15 protein-coding genes are annotated in these 15,680 nt (G+C 68.3%); 11 read left to right on the top strand and 4 right to left on the bottom strand.

The annotated features are described in order from the left end of the window. Window positions 1-104: 104 nt before the first annotated feature. The 10 genes from ASE76_RS19485 (at window position 105) to nagZ (ending at window position 10,430) form a co-directional block, all read left to right on the top strand. On the top strand, window positions 105-1,592 hold the full coding sequence (locus ASE76_RS19485; RefSeq protein ID WP_055843442.1) for a DegQ family serine endoprotease: 1,488 nt from the start codon (window positions 105-107) through the stop codon (window positions 1,590-1,592). Between the two features lie 422 nt (window positions 1,593-2,014). Next, window positions 2,015-3,823, top strand: coding sequence for a translation elongation factor 4 (lepA, locus tag ASE76_RS19480; RefSeq protein ID WP_055843439.1), 1,809 nt, complete (start codon window positions 2,015-2,017; stop codon window positions 3,821-3,823). 30 nt (window positions 3,824-3,853) lie between these two features. Then, the gene (gene lepB, locus ASE76_RS19475) at window positions 3,854-4,834 is read left to right on the top strand and encodes a signal peptidase I (RefSeq protein WP_055843438.1); all 981 of its coding nucleotides are present in this window, start codon (window positions 3,854-3,856) and stop codon (window positions 4,832-4,834) included. A 50-nt stretch (window positions 4,835-4,884) separates the two neighbouring features. Further along, the gene (locus tag ASE76_RS19470) at window positions 4,885-5,244 is read left to right on the top strand and encodes a DUF4845 domain-containing protein (protein WP_156362931.1); all 360 of its coding nucleotides are present in this window, start codon (window positions 4,885-4,887) and stop codon (window positions 5,242-5,244) included. Beyond that, entirely contained in the window at window positions 5,245-5,940 is a 696-nt protein-coding gene (gene rnc, locus ASE76_RS19465; protein WP_055843434.1) for a ribonuclease III, read from the top strand. 149 nt (window positions 5,941-6,089) lie between these two features. Beyond that, on the top strand, window positions 6,090-7,034 hold the full coding sequence (gene era / locus ASE76_RS19460; RefSeq protein WP_082448752.1) for a GTPase Era: 945 nt from the start codon (window positions 6,090-6,092) through the stop codon (window positions 7,032-7,034). A gap of 251 nt (window positions 7,035-7,285) precedes the next feature. Next, window positions 7,286-8,047 (top strand): DNA repair protein RecO, encoded by a 762-nt coding sequence (recO, locus tag ASE76_RS19455; protein ID WP_055843432.1) that lies wholly within the window; start codon window positions 7,286-7,288, stop codon window positions 8,045-8,047. After that, window positions 8,044-8,841: a pyridoxine 5'-phosphate synthase gene (locus ASE76_RS19450; RefSeq protein ID WP_055843430.1), complete on the top strand. Its 798-nt coding sequence runs from the start codon at window positions 8,044-8,046 to the stop codon at window positions 8,839-8,841. The genes recO and ASE76_RS19450 overlap by 4 nt, the downstream gene beginning before the upstream one ends. Window positions 8,842-8,900: 59 nt before the next feature. Further along, a complete protein-coding gene (acpS, locus tag ASE76_RS19445) occupies window positions 8,901-9,296 on the top strand; it encodes a holo-ACP synthase (RefSeq protein WP_055843428.1) in 396 nt (131 codons plus the stop codon). A gap of 33 nt (window positions 9,297-9,329) precedes the next feature. Beyond that, window positions 9,330-10,430: a beta-N-acetylhexosaminidase gene (nagZ, locus tag ASE76_RS19440; protein ID WP_055843426.1), complete on the top strand. Its 1,101-nt coding sequence runs from the start codon at window positions 9,330-9,332 to the stop codon at window positions 10,428-10,430. 90 nt (window positions 10,431-10,520) lie between these two features. Here nagZ and ASE76_RS19435 read toward each other — a convergent pair whose 3' ends face one another. The 3 genes from ASE76_RS19435 to ASE76_RS19425 form a co-directional block, all read right to left on the bottom strand. Further along, entirely contained in the window at window positions 10,521-11,528 is a 1,008-nt protein-coding gene (locus ASE76_RS19435) for a diguanylate cyclase (protein WP_055843424.1), read from the bottom strand. 169 nt (window positions 11,529-11,697) lie between these two features. Beyond that, complete coding sequence (lysS, locus tag ASE76_RS19430; protein WP_055843422.1) at window positions 11,698-13,242, bottom strand: lysine--tRNA ligase; 1,545 nt, start codon at window positions 13,240-13,242, stop codon at window positions 11,698-11,700. Window positions 13,243-13,471: 229 nt separating this feature from the next. Continuing rightward, entirely contained in the window at window positions 13,472-14,113 is a 642-nt protein-coding gene (locus tag ASE76_RS19425) for an LON peptidase substrate-binding domain-containing protein (protein ID WP_055843420.1), read from the bottom strand. A 50-nt stretch (window positions 14,114-14,163) separates the two neighbouring features. On the opposite strand from ASE76_RS19425, the gene ASE76_RS19420 reads away from it, so the two are divergent. Beyond that, window positions 14,164-14,718 carry a YggT family protein gene (locus tag ASE76_RS19420; RefSeq protein WP_055843417.1) on the top strand — a complete coding sequence of 185 codons (555 nt, stop codon included), beginning with the start codon at window positions 14,164-14,166 and terminating at the stop codon, window positions 14,716-14,718. Between the two features lie 30 nt (window positions 14,719-14,748). Here the strand turns inward: ASE76_RS19420 and accD are convergent, their stop codons facing one another. Further along, window positions 14,749-15,624, bottom strand: a complete 876-nt coding sequence (gene accD / locus ASE76_RS19415; protein WP_055843415.1) for an acetyl-CoA carboxylase, carboxyltransferase subunit beta — start codon at window positions 15,622-15,624, stop codon at window positions 14,749-14,751. Window positions 15,625-15,680: the final 56 nt, after the last annotated feature.

The following is a 15,680-nucleotide window of genomic DNA, read 5'->3' as shown; positions in this document are numbered from 1 at the left end:
TTCGAAGCGGCTGCTTGCAAACGGAACCTTCCGTTCCGTTTTTTTTCAGATGCGTATCGTTGTACCCGGTCTGCCGATGTCGGCCGGCCCCAAGAAAGGTTTCTATGCTGCAGTTTGGTGGGCGTGATCTGAGAGTGCGTGCCCTGGCGGGTGCCGTGGCGCTGGCGATGGTCGGCGCGGCCGCACCGGTGGTGCCCGCAGTGGCCCAATCCGCACCGATCGGCCAGCGTTCCCTGCCCGACTTCACCGACCTGGTGGACATGGTCGGCCCGTCGGTCGTCAATATCCGCACGCTGGAAAAGGCCACCCCGCGCACCGGCGGTGGCGAGGACGCGATGGACGAGCAGATGCTCGAGTTCTTCAAGCGCTTCGGCATCCCGATGCCCAACGGCCCCCGCGGCGGCAACGGCCCGCGCGGGCAGCGGCCGCAACAGGGCGAGGAGCAGCCGCGCGGCGTCGGCTCGGGCTTCATCCTCACCGGCGACGGTTTCGTGATGACCAACGCCCATGTGGTCGACGGCGCCGACGAGGTGATCGTCACCCTCACCGACAAGCGCGAGTTCAAGGCCAAGATCGTCGGCGCCGACAAGCGCACCGACGTGGCCGTGGTCAAGATCGAGGCCACCGGCCTGCCGGCTGTCAAGGTGGGCGACCTGAGCCGCCTGCGGGTGGGCGAATGGGTGATGGCGATCGGCTCTCCTTTCGGCCTGGAGAACAGCGTGACCGCCGGCATCGTCAGCGCCAAGCAGCGCGACACCGGAGACTACCTGCCGTTCATCCAGACCGACGTGGCGATCAACCCCGGCAACTCGGGCGGGCCGCTGATCAACATGCGGGGCGAGGTGGTCGGCATCAACAGCCAGATCTATTCGCGCTCCGGCGGGTTCATGGGCATCTCGTTCTCGATCCCGATCGACGAGGCGATCAACGTCAGCGAGCAGCTGCGCCAGAGCGGCCGGGTGTCGCGCGGCCGCATCGGCGTGCAGATCGAGCCGGTCACCAAGGACGTGGCCGAGGCGATCGGCCTGGGCAAGCCGCAGGGCGCGCTGGTGCGCGGTGTCGAGACCGGCTCGCCGGCCGAGAAGGCGGGCATCGAGGCGGGCGACATCATCACCCGGTTCGACGGCAAGACGATCGAGCGCACCAGCGACCTGCCGCGGCTGGTCGGCAGCACCAAGCCGGGCACCAAGAGCACCGCCACCGTCTTCCGCCGGGGCGCCACCCGCGACCTGACGATCACCATCGCCGAGATCGAGCCCGACCAGCCCGCCCGCAAGCCGGTCGAGAAGGAAGAGGCGCGGCCCACTTCCAACGCCGGCAAGGGCCTGGGCCTGGGCGTGAGCGAGCTCACCCCGGTGCAGAAGAAGGAGCTGAAGCTCAAGGGCGGCGTCCGCGTCGATACCGCGACCGAAGGCGCCGCACGGGCCGGCCTGAAGGAGGGCGACGTGATCGTGGCGGTGGCCAACATCGAGGTGACCGGCGTCAAGGAATTCGAGGCCGCGGTCGCGAAGGCCGACAAGACCAAGCCGGTGAGCGTGCTCGTCCGGCGCGGCGAATGGGCCCAGTACGCCCTGATCCGGCCGGCGCGCTGACCGATCAGCCCCTGACTCGACACGGGATTAGGGCGGACTGCCGGCGTTTTTTAGGTAAATCCCGGTGGTCCGATTGGGTAAAATAGTGCGTCTTTTGCACCGGCACCGGCCGAGGGCAGGACGAAAGCCCCGCATTCCCAGGAATGGCAAACGGTGCACAGGCGATCCACAGATCGCCCACAAGTTGTTCAGATGTGCGGTAGTGCAAATTGTGAATAACTTGTGAATAGATTTTTGCGTTGCCCCCCGGCAACGTTCCTTCCTCCCGGTTTTTGCGCTGTGCGTTCTGGCCTTTTTGCCTACAATGAAGTCCCAACTATCGCAGTTGCCATAGATTGTTGGTTCAGGGCGCGTTGCCAATCAACGCGCCCTTTTTTCTTTGTCCGGGCCGAATAAATTCAATCACTTAACTGTTCCCGTTGATGAAGAACATCAGAAATTTTTCGATCATTGCGCACATCGACCATGGCAAATCGACGCTCGCCGACCGGCTGATCCAGCGCTGCGGCGGCTTGGAAGAACGCCAGATGGAAGCCCAGGTTCTGGACTCGATGGACATCGAAAAAGAGCGTGGGATAACCATCAAGGCGCAGACCGCGGCACTGCACTACAAGGCGCGTGACGGGCAGGTCTACAACCTCAACCTGATCGACACGCCGGGCCACGTCGACTTCTCGTACGAGGTCTCGCGTTCGCTCTCCGCATGCGAAGGCGCACTGCTGGTGGTCGATGCGTCGCAGGGCGTGGAAGCGCAGACGGTGGCCAACTGCTACACCGCGCTCGACCTCGGCGTGGACGTGGTGCCGGTCCTCAACAAGATGGACCTGCCCAACGCCGATCCCGACAACGCGAAGGCCGAGATCGAGGACGTGATCGGCATCGACGCGACCGACGCGATTCCGTGCTCGGCCAAGACCGGCATGGGCATCGACGAGATCCTCGAGGCGATCGTCGCCAAGGTGCCGGCCCCGCGCGGCAACCCCGACGGCCCGCTGCGCGCGATGATCGTCGACAGCTGGTTCGATCCCTACGTGGGCGTGGTGATGCTGGTGCGCGTCGTCGACGGCCGCCTGGGCAAGGGCGAGCGCTTCAAGATGATGGCGACCGGCACCGTCTACAACGCCGACAACCTGGGCGTGTTCACGCCGGCCAACCTGCCGCGCGATTCGCTCGAGGCCGGGCAGGTGGGCTACATCATCGCGGGCATCAAGGAACTGCAGGCCGCCAAGGTCGGCGACACGATCACGCTCGAGAAAAAGCTGCCCAACAACGCGGGCCCCGCCACCGAGGCGCTGCCGGGCTTCAAGGAGATCCAGCCGCAGGTCTTCGCCGGCCTCTACCCGACCGAGGCGAGCGAGTACGACTCGCTGCGCGACGCGCTGGAGAAGCTCAAGCTCAACGACGCGTCGCTGCACTACGAACCCGAGGTGTCGCAGGCGCTGGGCTTCGGCTTTCGCTGCGGCTTCCTGGGCCTGCTGCACATGGAGATCGTGCAGGAGCGGCTCGAGCGAGAGTTCGACCAGGACCTGATCACCACCGCGCCCAGCGTGGTCTACCAGGTGGTGCGGGCCGACGGCGAGATCGTCATGGTCGAGAACCCGTCGAAGATGCCCGACCAGGGCCGGCTGGAAGAAATCCGCGAGCCGATCGTCACGGTGCACCTCTATATGCCGCAGGAGTACGTCGGCCCGGTGATGACGCTGGCCAACCTGAAGCGCGGCGTGCAGATGAACATGGCCTACCACGGCCGCCAGGTCATGCTGACCTACGAGATGCCCCTGGGCGAGATCGTGCTCGACTTCTTCGACAAGCTCAAATCGGTGTCGCGCGGCTATGCCTCGATGGACTACGAGTTCAAGGAGTACCGCGCCTCCGACGTGGTGAAGGTCGACATCCTGCTCAACGGCGAGAAGGTCGATGCGCTGTCGATCATCGTGCACCGCAGCCAGAGCCAGTACCGCGGCCGCGCGGTGGTCGCCAAGATGCGCGAGATCATCAGCCGCCAGATGTACGACGTGGCGATCCAGGCCGCCATCGGCGCCAACATCATCGCCCGCGAGACCATCAAGGCACTGCGCAAGAACGTGCTGGCAAAATGTTACGGCGGCGACGTGTCGCGCAAGCGCAAGCTGCTCGAAAAACAAAAGGCGGGCAAGAAGCGGATGAAGCAGATCGGCTCGGTCGAGGTGCCGCAAGAGGCCTTCCTCGCCATCCTCCAGGTAGAAGACTGACCCCCGCGATACCGAGACCGAGACCGATTCATGCAGATCCTCACCTCTTTCGTCCTGGCCGCCTTCGTGGCCTACGTGGGCGCCTGGTACTTCGGTGCCATCGAAGGCAACTTCGCCTTGCTGATGCTGCTGGCGACCCTGGTCACCGGCGCCTTTTGGATCGCCGACCGGCTGGTGTTCGCCCGCCGCCGGCGCGCGGCCGCCGACGCCCTTGCCGCATCGGCCGCAGCCCGCCGCGAAGAACTCACCCGCCAGGGCATCCGCAAGGTCGACGGAGCCGAGGATGCCGACCTGGAGCAGGCGCGTGCCCGCATCCTGATGCAGCCCTGGTGGCTCGACTGGACCGCCGGACTGTTCCCGGTGATCGCCATCGTGTTCCTGCTGCGCTCATTCCTGTTCGAGCCGTTCAAGATCCCGTCGGGCTCGATGATCCCGACGCTGCTGATCGGCGACCTGATCCTGGTCAACAAGTTCACCTACGGCATCCGGCTGCCGGTCGCCAACGTCAAGCTCACCGACGGCACGCCGCCGGCCCGTGGCGACGTGATGGTGTTCCGCTATCCGCCGCAGCCCAGCATGGACTACATCAAGCGGGTGGTGGGCTTGCCGGGCGACGAGGTCGCCTACCTGAACAAGCGGCTGACCATCAACGGCAAGCCGGTGGAAACCAACGCGGTGCCCGACTTCTTCGAAGAGGACACGATGCGCTATTTCAAGCAGTGGGAGGAGCAGCTGGGCACCCACAAGCACCGCATCCTGATCGACGAAGACCGGCCGGCCTACGTGCCCGGTGCGTCCAACTTCGAAGGCCGCGACCTCTGCCGCTACACGGTGGAAGGCGTCACCTGCAAGGTACCGGCAGGCCAGTACTTCGTGATGGGCGACAACCGCGACAACTCGCTCGATTCGCGCTACTGGGGGTTCGTGCCCGACAAGAACATCGTCGGCCGCGCGTTCTTCATCTGGATGAACTTCAGCAATCCGCTCAAGCGCATCGGCAGCTTCGACTGAACGTGCCGGTCCCCGTTCTCTCTTCTTTTTTCGACATGCGGAGAAATTCCATGAAACACCAGCATCCGTCTGCGAAACGCCAGCGCGGCATGGGCATCGTCGGCCTGTTCCTGACGGCCGTGATCATCGGCTGCGTGGCCATCGTCGTGATGGGCGTCGTCCCGACCGTGATCGAGTACCAGGCGATCAAGCGCGCCGCCGACAAGGCCAGCAAGGAAGGCTCGGTCGAGCAGATCCGCAGCGCCTTCGACCGCTACCAGGCGATCGACGACTTCTCGTCGATCGGCGGAAAGGACCTGACGATCGCCCGCAGCGGCGACAACTACCGCGTGTCCTTCGCCTACCAGCGCAAGATCCACCTGGCCGGTCCGGCATCGCTGGTGCTCGACTACACCGGCCAGACGAAGTAGGTGGCGGCTCCCCTTAACGCGGAAGTCACCGCCCTCCAGAACCGGCTGCAGCACCGCTTCGACGATCCCCAGCTGCTGCTGCGGGCGGTGACGCACCGCAGCTTCTCCAGCGACCACTACGAACGGCTGGAGTTCCTGGGCGACTCGGTCCTCAACCTCGCGATTTCCGACCTGATCTACGGCCGCCTGGGCACCTTGTCCGAAGGCGACCTGTCGCGGGTGCGGGCCAACCTGGTCCGCCAGGAAACCCTGCACCAGATCGCGCTCGACCTGGGCCTGCCGCCGGTGCTGCGGCTGGGCGAGGGCGAGGCCCGCTCGGGCGGCCAGCGGCGGCCGTCGATCCTGGCCGACACGGTCGAGGCGCTGATCGGCGCGGTCTACCGCGACGCCGGCTTCGACGCCGCCGAGGCGCTGGTGCACCGGCTCTTCGCCAAGATCGACATCGCGCCGCACATGCCGGCGGCCAGCAAGGACCCGAAGACCGAGTTGCAGGAGTGGCTGCAGGGTCGCAAAATGAAGTTGCCCGGCTACCGCGTGGTGGCGACCCTGGGCGCTGCCCATCTCCAGACCTTCGACGTCGAGTGCGAGATCGTCGAACTCGGCCATGCCGAGCGCGGCATCGGCGGCTCCCGCCGCGCCGCCGAGCAGGCGGCCGCGGCCGCGATGCTCGCTTACCTGAAAACGAAAAAACCATGAACAACGACGCTACCGACAATAGTGCTGCACACGGTGGCGTGGAGCCGCCTGCGGCCGCACCCGATGCCCTGGGCGCAGTCCCTGCAAGCTCTGCCGCGCCCGGAGCCGCCCCTGCGGCCTCGCCGGCCGATGCCGATCCGCTCGGCGCGATGCTGGCCGCCGCCCGCCCGGGCGTGGTGGCGACCGACGTGCCGGTCGCGTCCCAGCGCTGCGGCGTGATCGCCATCGTCGGCAAGCCCAACGTGGGCAAGTCGACGCTGCTGAACGCGCTGGTCGGCCAGAAGATCAGCATCACCTCGCGCAAGGCGCAGACCACGCGCCACCGCATCACCGGCATCAAGACCCGCGAGGAGACGCAGTTCATCTTCGTCGACACGCCCGGATTCCAGACCCGGCACGGCACCGCACTGAACAAGTCGCTCAACAAGACGGTGCTGGGCGCCATCGGCGACGTGGACCTGGTGCTGTTCGTGGTCGAGGCGGGCAGCTTCACCCTGGCCGATGCCAAGGTGCTGTCGCTGCTCAAGCCCGGCATTCCGGCGCTGCTGATCGCCAACAAGCTGGACAGCGTGCTGCGCCGCGCCGAGATGCCGCCGTGGTTGAAGGGCATGCAGGAGCGCCACCCGTTCGCCGAGTTCGTCCCGATGTCGGCCAAGAACAAGGGCGACATCGAGCGGCTGTTCGGCATCTGCGCCAAGTATCTGCCGCAGCAGGGTTGGTTCTACTCGCCGGAAGAGCTGACCGACCGCAGCGAGAAATTCCTGGCCAGCGAGACGGTGCGCGAGAAACTGTTCCGCTTCACCGGCGACGAGCTGCCCTACACCTCGACCGTCATCATCGACAAGTTCGACGAAGAAAAGAGCAAGACCCACGGCCGGATGCTGCGCATCGCCGCCACCATCGTGGTCGAGCGCGACGGCCACAAGGCGATGGTGATCGGCGACAAGGGCGAGCGGCTGAAGCGCATCGGCACCGAGGCGCGCCAGGAACTGGAGAAGCTGATGGACTGCAAGGTGTTCATCGAGCTGTGGGTCAAGGTGCGCTCGGGCTGGGCGGACGACGAGGCGCGGGTGCGGTCGTTTGGGTATGAGTGAGATCTCCCCCAGGCTTCGCGCTTCGCGTCTTCGCCTACCCCCTTCCGGGGGCGGTGCTGGGCGACCGGCGAAGCCGGATCGCCGGCACCCTGGGATGGGCTCGCCCCCAGGCTGCGCGCTGCGCGTCTTCGCCTACCCCCTGCCGGGGGCGGTGCTGGGCGCCCGGCAAAGCCGGATCGCCGGCACCCTGAGGCGGGCGATTCGCTGCGCTCGCTTGAAGGGCGGGCGCGCGGCGTTTCTCATCGCTGGATATGGCGCTCAAGCGGGTCGGTGACGAGCCGGGGTTCGTGCTGCACCAGTACGCCTGGAGCGAGTCCAGCCTGATCCTGGATGTGTTCAGCCGGTCGCACGGGCGGGTGGCGCTGGTGGCGAAGGGGGCGAAGAAGCCGACGTCCAACTTTCGGCCGGTGCTGCTACCGCTGCAGCCGCTGCGGCTGACCTGGACGCTGTCGCCGGGGGAGGGCGCCGAGATCCACACGCTGCGCGGGGCCGAGTGGGCCGGCGGGCATGTGATGCCGACGGGCGATGCGCTGCTGTCGGGCTATTACCTGAACGAGCTGCTGATCCGCCTGCTGGCGCGCGACGATGCACATCCGGCGCTGTTCGATGCCTACGCGGCGGTGGTGCGGGTGCTGGCCTCGCAGCATGGCGAGGCGCTGCAGCCGGTGCTGCGGGCCTTCGAGCTGCGGCTGCTGCGCGAGGTGGGATTCCTGCCGTCGCTCGACCGGGAGACGGCGACGCAGCGGCCCCTGGTGCCGGACGAGCGCTACGTGCTGGTCGCCGAAGGCGGGCTGCGGGTGGCGCACGACGACGACCGGGTGTCGCTTTCGGGCGCGCAGTGGCAGGGCCTGCACCGCAGCCTGGACGCGGACGACGCCTTCACCGCCACCCTGCGCGCCGCGGCCGATGCCGCCGCCGAGCTGAAGCCGCAGCTGCGCCACCTGCTCCACTACCATTGCGGCGTGACCACCCTGCGCACCCGCCAGATGATGATGGACCTGCAAGCCCTATGACCGACGCGACCGCCACCCCCTTCGCCACCGCCCGTCCGCACGCCACCGCGCTGTCGGTCAACGTCAACAAGGTCGCGCTGGTGCGCAACACCCGGCACCTGGGCATTCCCAGCGTGACCCGGGCCGCCGGGCTGTGCCTGGAGGCCGGCGCACAGGGCATCACGGTGCACCCCCGGCCGGACGAGCGCCACATCCGGGCGGGCGACGTGTACGAACTGGCCGAGCTGATGCAGGCATGGCCGGGCCGCGAATTCAACATGGAAGGCAACCCGTCGCAGAACCTGATGGATTTCATCCGCCGTGTGCGACCGCAGCAGGCCACCTTCGTGCCCGACAGCGAGGACCAGTTCACCAGCGACCACGGCTGGAGCTTTCCGCAGGACGCCGAGCGCCTGGCGCCCCTGATCGCCGAATGCCGTGCGCTGGGCGTGCGTGTCAGCCTCTTCATGGACCCGCTTCCCGAGCAGATGGCCGCGGCCCGCGCAGTAGGCGCCGACCGGGTCGAGCTCTACACCGAGCCCTACGCCGCCGCGTGGGGCACCGACCGCGCCGCCGCCGAGCTGGAGCGCTACCGCGCCGCTGCCCAGGCCGCGCTGGACGCGGGCCTGGGCGTCAACGCCGGCCACGACCTGAACCGCGACAACCTGCCGGCCTTCGTGCGCGGCGTGCCGGGCCTGCTGGAAGTCTCGATCGGCCATGCCCTGATCGCCGATGCGCTGGAGCTGGGCTATGCCGCCACGGTGCAGGCCTACCGGCAGGCCATCGCCGACGGCTCCACGACTGGTCACTCCTGAATTGATAGCTAGAGGCCGGCGTGCAGCGCCGGCTGGAGGCCTGTTGGGCTTATGAAACCATGATCTACGGCATCGGCACCGACATCTGCGACGTGCGGCGCATCCGCGCCAGCCTGGGCCGCCACGGCGACCGCTTCGCCGAGCGGGTGCTGGGGGAGGACGAACTGGCCGTCTGGCGGGCCCGCAGCGCACGCTGGCCCGAGCGCGGCGTGCGCTACCTGGCCACCCGTTTCTCGGCCAAGGAAGCCTTCAGCAAGGCGATCGGCCTGGGCATGGTGTCGCCGATGTCGTGGCGCCTGTGCGAGATCCTCAACCTGCCCGGCGGCCGGCCGACCATCGTGCTGCACGGCGCCTTGAAGACCTGGTGCGCCGAGCGCGGCCTGCGCGCCCACGTCACCGTGACCGACGAGACCGACTACGCCGCCACCTTCGTGGTGGTCGAGACCGACGCCTGACGCGCGTCCTGCCCCCGCATCCCGAACGCCCCCATGACCGCTGCCGAGACCGCCTACGCGCCCCTGATCATCGACATCGCCGGCACGGCGCTCAACGCCGACGACCGGCGCCGGCTGTCCGATCCGCTGGTCGGCGGGCTGATCTACTTCAGCCGCAACTGGGAGAGCCGGGCGCAGATCACCGCGCTCTCGACCGAGATCAAGGCCGTGCGGCCCGACCTGCTGGTCTGCATCGACCACGAGGGCGGCCGGGTGCAACGCTTCCGGCAGGACGGTTTCACCCACCTGCCGCCGATGCGGGCGCTGGGCGCCGCCTGGATGCACGACGGCCGCGGCGCGGCGGGCAGCGGCGCCATGCACGCGCTGAACGCCGCCACCGCCGCCGGCCAGGTGCTGGCCGCCGAGTTGCGCGCCTGCGGCATCGACTTCAGCTTCGCCCCGGTGCTCGACCTGGACCACGGCGCGAGCGGGGTGATCGGCGACCGTGCCTTCCACCGCGATGCGCGGGTGGTGGCGGCGCTCGCCCAGGCGCTGGCCCACGGCATGCTGCGGGCCGGCATGGCCCACTGCGGCAAGCACTTTCCCGGGCACGGCAAGGTGCGGGCCGACTCGCACACCGACATCCCCGTCGACCGCCGCAGCCTCGACACGCTGCTGGCCGACGACGCCGCGCCCTACGCGTGGCTGTCGGCCAGCCTCGCCGCGGTGATGCCGGCGCATGTCATCTACCCGAAGGTCGATGCGCGGCCGGCAGGCTTCTCGCGCATCTGGCTGCAGGAGGTGCTGCGGGCGCGCCTGGGCTTCCAGGGCGCCGTCTTCAGCGACGACCTGAGCATGGAAGGCGCCCGCCGTATCGAGGGCCGGCTGGTGAGCCACGCCGAGGCGGCGCTGGCCGCGCTCGGCGCCGGCTGCGACCTGGCGCTGCTCTGCAACCAGAGCCTGGGCGACGGCGCCGGGGTGGATGCGCTGATCGACGGCGTGCGCCAGGCGCTGTGCGCCGGGAGCGCGACCGCCAGCGCCGCATCGGAGGCCCGGCGCCGGGCGCTGCTGCCGGCGGCCCCGGCACCGGGGTGGGATGCGCTGCAGGCGCAGCCGGCCTACCGCCATGCCCGCGGTCTACTCGCAGCGCTCTGATGCTATCGAATCAATAGCATACGGTCGGCGATCCAGGCCGGCCCTGGCTATTTTTCTCCTGAGAATGGCCCGCAGGGCGGGCCCGCCGCATCACCCGAGCCGCTGCTCCACCGTGTCCATCTGGATCTCGAAGCTGAAGAAGCGGTTGCGGCCCTGGGCCTTGGCGGCGTAGAGCGCCTCGTCGGCCCGCATCAGCATGCTCTCGGCGCTGGTCAGGGCGTCGGGCACGCAGGTGGTGATGCCGCCCGAAAGCGTCAGGCGCGGGCCCATGGGCGAGGCGGGATGGGCGATTTCCTGGCTGCGCAACAACTGCGCCAGCGCCCGGGCGAATGTCATGGCGCCGGAGCGGGGCGTGTTGGGCAGGATCAGCGCGAACTCCTCGCCGCCGTAGCGGGCCGCGATGTCGCGCGGCCGCATGCATACCTGCTGCAGCAGGTGCCCCACCTGGCGCAGGCAGGCGTCGCCGCTCAGGTGGCCCAGGCGGTCGTTGTAGAGCTTGAAGTAGTCCAGGTCGCAGAGCATCACCGTCAGCGGCAGGCCGTCGCGCCGCCCGGCGGCGATCTCCTGGTGCAGCAGCCGGTCGAGGCCGCGCCGGTTGACCAGCCCGGTCAGCGCGTCGCGCTCGACCATCGTGTTGAGCCAGCGGTTCGCGTTGTGCAGCTCGTCCGACAGGGCGGTCAGGCGCCGGCGCATGTCGAGAAGACGGCGCATCGCGCGCAGCTTGGCCAGCAGCACCACCGGCTTGACCGGCTTGGTGAGGTAGTCGTCGCCGCCCGACTCGATGCCGCGCCAGAGATCGAGGTCGCTGTCGAGCGACGAGAGGAAGATGATCGGCGTCCACTCGCCGCCCGCCTCGGTCTGCCGCATCTGCTGGGCTACCCAGTAGCCGTCGTTTTCCGGCAGCACCACGTCGAGCAGCACCATGTCCGGCCGTCGGGTGCGGAACAGGTCCACCGCTTCGGCACTGCCGGCCGCTTCCATGATGTTGGCCACCCCGGCGGTACGCAGGTTGGCCACCAGGGCATGGCGGACGGATTTCTGGTCTTCCACGACCAGCACGGTGAAGTCGGCGTCCGGGTCGCCGTCGGCGGGCTGCATCGGCGCGGGTGGAAGCGAAGCTGCGGATCGGCTCATGGGGGCAGGGACGGAGCTGGGTACCCCCGACGTTACGCACCCACTATGTAGATTGGATGCAAATGGTCACATTTGTTGTACGCATGCAACCTTCTGACGCGGCCCTGCCACCCGACGCACCCGCTTACGCGACTCAGGCTTCGCGGCGCAGGGCGGGGAACAGGATCACGTCGCGGATGCTGGGCGAATCGGTCAGCAGCATCATCAGCCGGTCGATGCCGATGCCGCAGCCGCCGGTGGGCGGCATGCCGTACTCGAGCGCCCGCACGAAGTCGTGGTCGTAGAACATGGCTTCGTCGTCGCCGCTGTCCTTGGCATCGACCTGGGCGTTGAAGCGGGCGGCCTGGTCCTCGGCGTCGTTCAGCTCGGAGAAGCCGTTGCCGAACTCGCGGCCGGTGATGTAGAGCTCGAATCGCTCGGTCACTTCGGGCCGGTCGTCGTTGGCGCGGGCCAGCGGGCTGATCTCGGTCGGGTGCTCCATGATGAAGGTCGGCTGCCAGAGCTTTTCCTCGACGGTCTCCTCGAAGTACAGCACCTGCAGGCTGGCCAGGCTGCGGCCGGAGAGGCGGTGCTTTTCTTCCGACAGGCCCAGCTTCCTGACGGCGTGGGTCAGCCATTCGGCGTCGTCCACCCTGTCGCCGGCCTCGGTGTACTTGACGATCGCTTCGCGGATCGTCAGCCGCTCGAACGGCTGGCCCAGGTCGACCGGCTTGCCACCGTAGCTGAGCTGCTGGCCACCCGCGGCCTTCTCGGCGATAGTGCGGATCAGCGTCTCGGTGAAGTCCATCAGGTCACGGTAGTTCCAGTACGCCGCGTAGAACTCCATCATCGTGAACTCGGGGTTGTGCCGCACGCTGATGCCTTCGTTGCGGTAGCTGCGGTTGATCTCGAACACCCGCTCGAATCCGCCCACGATCAGGCGCTTGAGGTAGAGCTCGGGCGCGATCCGCAGGAACATCTCCTGGTCGAGCGCGTTGTGGTGCGTCTTGAACGGCTTGGCGTTGGCGCCGCCGGGGATCGGGTGCAGCATCGGCGTCTCGACCTCCAGGAAGTCGTGCGACACCATGAACTCGCGCAGCGCCGACACCGCCTTGCTGCGCGCCGTGAAGCGGGCGCGGGCGTTCTCGTCGGTGATCAGGTCGACATAGCGCTGGCGGTACTTCTGCTCCTGGTCGGCCATGCCGTGGAACTTGTCGGGCAGCGGCCGCAGGCTCTTGGTGAGCATGCGCAGTTCGGTCACCTTGATCGACAGCTCGCCGGTCCTGGTCTTGAACGCGGTGCCGGTGGCGGCCACGATGTCGCCCAGGTCCCAGTGCTTGAAGGCGGCGTACGCCTCGTCGCCCACCGCGTCGCGGGTGACGTAGAGCTGGATCCGGCCGGTGCTGTCCTGCACCGTGGCGAAGCTGGCCTTGCCCATGACGCGCTTGAGCATCATCCGCCCCGCGACGCTGGCCACCACCGGCTGCGCTTCCAGCGCCTCGGCATCGGTCGCGCCATGCGCGGCCTGCAGGGCGGCCGCCCGGTCGGCGGGCTTGAAGTCGTTGGGAAACGCGACGCCGCCCCCCGCGGCCTGCGCGGCCCGCAGCCCCTTCAACTTCTCCCGCCGTTCGGCGATCAACTGGTTTTCGTCGGCGGCGGGTGCGGCCGGTGCGGTGGCAGGGCGGGTGGTGTCGGACATGGTGGAGCAGTGGCGGCGGCAAGGCCGCATTCGGCAGGCGAAACCCGCGATTCTAAGTTTTGCCGAGGCGGTATCCCGGTATGTCATGCACCCGCCCTCTGGCGCACCGCTAGAAGGGAGCAGCAAGCGTAGCGAGCGGGCCTAGCTCGCGTAGAGGACCGGAGATGTACTCCCGTACATCGAGGACCGCAAACGCGAGATCGGCCCGCGCAGTAGCTTGATGCCCCTTCTAGGGAGTAAGGCCGTTGCGGGTGAGGATATCGCCGACGAGTTCGAGCCGTACCACCGGGTTCTCCAGCGCCATCAGCCGCTGGCGCAGCTCCAGCGGCATCGGCAGCAGCTCGCACCAGCGGTTGGACACCCAGCCGCAGTCGTCGAGCCGCCAGGGCGGCGCCAGCGGCAGCGGCGGCGCCTCGGGCGGGGCCGGGCGCTGCTCCAGCGTGTCGATCAGCTGCTGCAGCGCATCGGCGGTCGGCTGCAGGTCCTCGGGCACCTGCACCGCGAGGTCGTCGTCGATCTGCTTCACGTCGGCGATCCAGAGGCCGTGGCGGAGCTGCTCCTGGCGCTCGATCCGGAAGCGCTGGGTGCCGGTGCAGCGCAGCACCAGCAGGCCGGGCTGCGGCGCGTCGAGCGTCTCGATCGTGGCCAGGGTGCCGACGGTGTTGAAGGACTCGGTGGCGCCGCCGGCCACCCGCACCTCCGAGCCGGCCGTCAGCGCCACCACACCGAAGGGCGCGCCGGCCGCATGGCAGCGGCGGACCATGTCGAGGTAGCGCACCTCGAAGATGCGCAGCGACAGCACGCCGCCGGGAAACAGCACCGAGCCCAAAGGGAACAAGGGCAGCGAGGTCAGGCTCAGGTCTTGGGACATCGGCGGCTATCATCCCACGGCTCCCGACCTCCCTGCTCACCGGCGCCTCCATGCTCTACCAAATCCTGTCGTTCCTCCTGGACATCGCGGTCGCCTTCGTCGGCGGGGCCTGTCTGCTGCGGCTCTACATGCAGGCGCAGCGGGTGCCCTTCGGCAATCCGGTGGGCCGTCTGGTGTTCGCGATCACCGACTGGATCGTGATGCCGCTGCGGCGCGTGGTGCCGGCCTGGGGACGCTGGGACATGGCGAGCCTCCTGGCAGCGTACCTGCTGGTGCTGGCTAAGCTGCTGATCCTGTGGGGCGTGCTGGGTGCGGTGACGCCGGCCGGCTACCTGCCGGTGATCGCGCTCTTCGCGCTGGCGCAGCTGGCGATCTCGATGTTCACCGCGCTGCTGATCGTGTACGCGGTGATGTCCTGGGTGCAGCCCCATTCGCCGCTGATGCCGATCGCCGAGCGGCTGTGCGCGCCGATCGTCGCGCCGCTGCGCCGCCACCTGCCGTCGGTGGGCGGCTTCGATTTCTCGCCGCTGGTGGCGCTGATCCTGCTGCAGGTGGCCGGCATGGTGCTGGGCGGACTGCAGGGCGAGGTGCTGCGGCTGATCTAGCCGCAGCCGCCCGGGGCGGTGCGACCGCCCTTATTCGACGGCGGCGTCGGCCGGCAGGCGCTGCAGCATGGCCAGCGCGCTGGCGACGGTCTTGCGCAGCTGGCGGCGGTCGCAGATGAAGTCGACCGCGCCCTTGGTCTGCAGGAACTCCGCGCGCTGGAAGCCTTCGGGCAAGGTGACCCGCACGGTCGATTCGATCACCCGCGGGCCGGCGAAGCCGATCAGCGCCTTGGGCTCGGCGATCACGATGTCGCCCACGAAGGCGAAGCCGGCCGAGACGCCGCCCATCGTCGGGTCGGTCAGCACGCTGATGTAGGGCAGTCCCTTCTTGGCGAGCCGGGTCAGCGCCGCATTGGTCTTGGCCATCTGCATCAGGGAGAGCAGGCCCTCCTGCATCCGGGCGCCGCCGGTGGCGGTGAAGCACAGGAAGGGCACCTTCTGCTCGACCGCGGTCTCGACGCCGCGCACGAAGCGCTCGCCGACGACGCTGCCCATGCTGCCGCCCATGAAGTCGAACTCGAAGCAGGCGGCGACCAGGTTGACGTTCTGCACCGCGCCGCCCATGACGATCAGCGCATCGGTCTCGCCGGTGTTCTCCAGCGCTTCCTTCAGCCGCTCGGGGTACTTGCGGCTGTCCTTGAACTTGAGCGCGTCGACCGGCAGGACTTCCTGGCCGATCTCGTAGCGGCCTTCGGCATCGAGGAAGGCGTCGAGCCGCGCCCGGGCGCCGATGCGGTGGTGGTGGCCGCAGCTGGGGCAGACGTTCTGGTTCTGCTCCAGGTCGTTCTTGTAGAGCACCGTCTCGCAGCTGGGGCACTTGATCCAGAGGCCCTCGGGCACCTGGCGGCGCTCGGTCGGGTCGGTCTGGGCGATCTTGGGGGGAAGAAGCTTTTCGAGCCAGCTCATGCAAGGTCTCCGGTGGCGGGCATTCAGGGGGCAGGGAGCAGACGGGGCGCCTGCGG

Source organism: Xylophilus sp. Leaf220, assembly GCF_001421705.1.
Taxonomy (GTDB): Bacteria; Pseudomonadota; Gammaproteobacteria; order Burkholderiales; family Burkholderiaceae_C; genus Xylophilus.
This window is presented reverse-complemented; position numbering and strand designations above follow the sequence as displayed.

What these genes read in the sequence shown, in the direction of transcription:
- ASE76_RS19485 (WP_055843442.1), top strand. Translation starts at nt 105, where the DNA reads ATGCTGCAGTTTGGTGGGCGTGATCTGAGAGTGCGTGCCCTGGCGGGT.
- lepA (WP_055843439.1), top strand. Translation starts at nt 2,015, where the DNA reads ATGAAGAACATCAGAAATTTTTCGATCATTGCGCACATCGACCATGGC.
- lepB (WP_055843438.1), top strand. Translation starts at nt 3,854, where the DNA reads ATGCAGATCCTCACCTCTTTCGTCCTGGCCGCCTTCGTGGCCTACGTG.
- ASE76_RS19470 (WP_156362931.1), top strand. Translation starts at nt 4,885, where the DNA reads ATGAAACACCAGCATCCGTCTGCGAAACGCCAGCGCGGCATGGGCATC.
- era (WP_082448752.1), top strand. Translation starts at nt 6,090, where the DNA reads ATGCTGGCCGCCGCCCGCCCGGGCGTGGTGGCGACCGACGTGCCGGTC.
- recO (WP_055843432.1), top strand. Translation starts at nt 7,286, where the DNA reads ATGGCGCTCAAGCGGGTCGGTGACGAGCCGGGGTTCGTGCTGCACCAG.
- ASE76_RS19450 (WP_055843430.1), top strand. Translation starts at nt 8,044, where the DNA reads ATGACCGACGCGACCGCCACCCCCTTCGCCACCGCCCGTCCGCACGCC.
- acpS (WP_055843428.1), top strand. Translation starts at nt 8,901, where the DNA reads ATGATCTACGGCATCGGCACCGACATCTGCGACGTGCGGCGCATCCGC.
- nagZ (WP_055843426.1), top strand. Translation starts at nt 9,330, where the DNA reads ATGACCGCTGCCGAGACCGCCTACGCGCCCCTGATCATCGACATCGCC.
- ASE76_RS19435 (WP_055843424.1), bottom strand. Translation starts at nt 11,528, where the DNA reads ATGCAGCCCGCCGACGGCGACCCGGACGCCGACTTCACCGTGCTGGTC.
- lysS (WP_055843422.1), bottom strand. Translation starts at nt 13,242, where the DNA reads ATGTCCGACACCACCCGCCCTGCCACCGCACCGGCCGCACCCGCCGCC.
- ASE76_RS19425 (WP_055843420.1), bottom strand. Translation starts at nt 14,113, where the DNA reads ATGTCCCAAGACCTGAGCCTGACCTCGCTGCCCTTGTTCCCTTTGGGC.
- ASE76_RS19420 (WP_055843417.1), top strand. Translation starts at nt 14,164, where the DNA reads ATGCTCTACCAAATCCTGTCGTTCCTCCTGGACATCGCGGTCGCCTTC.
- accD (WP_055843415.1), bottom strand. Translation starts at nt 15,624, where the DNA reads ATGAGCTGGCTCGAAAAGCTTCTTCCCCCCAAGATCGCCCAGACCGAC.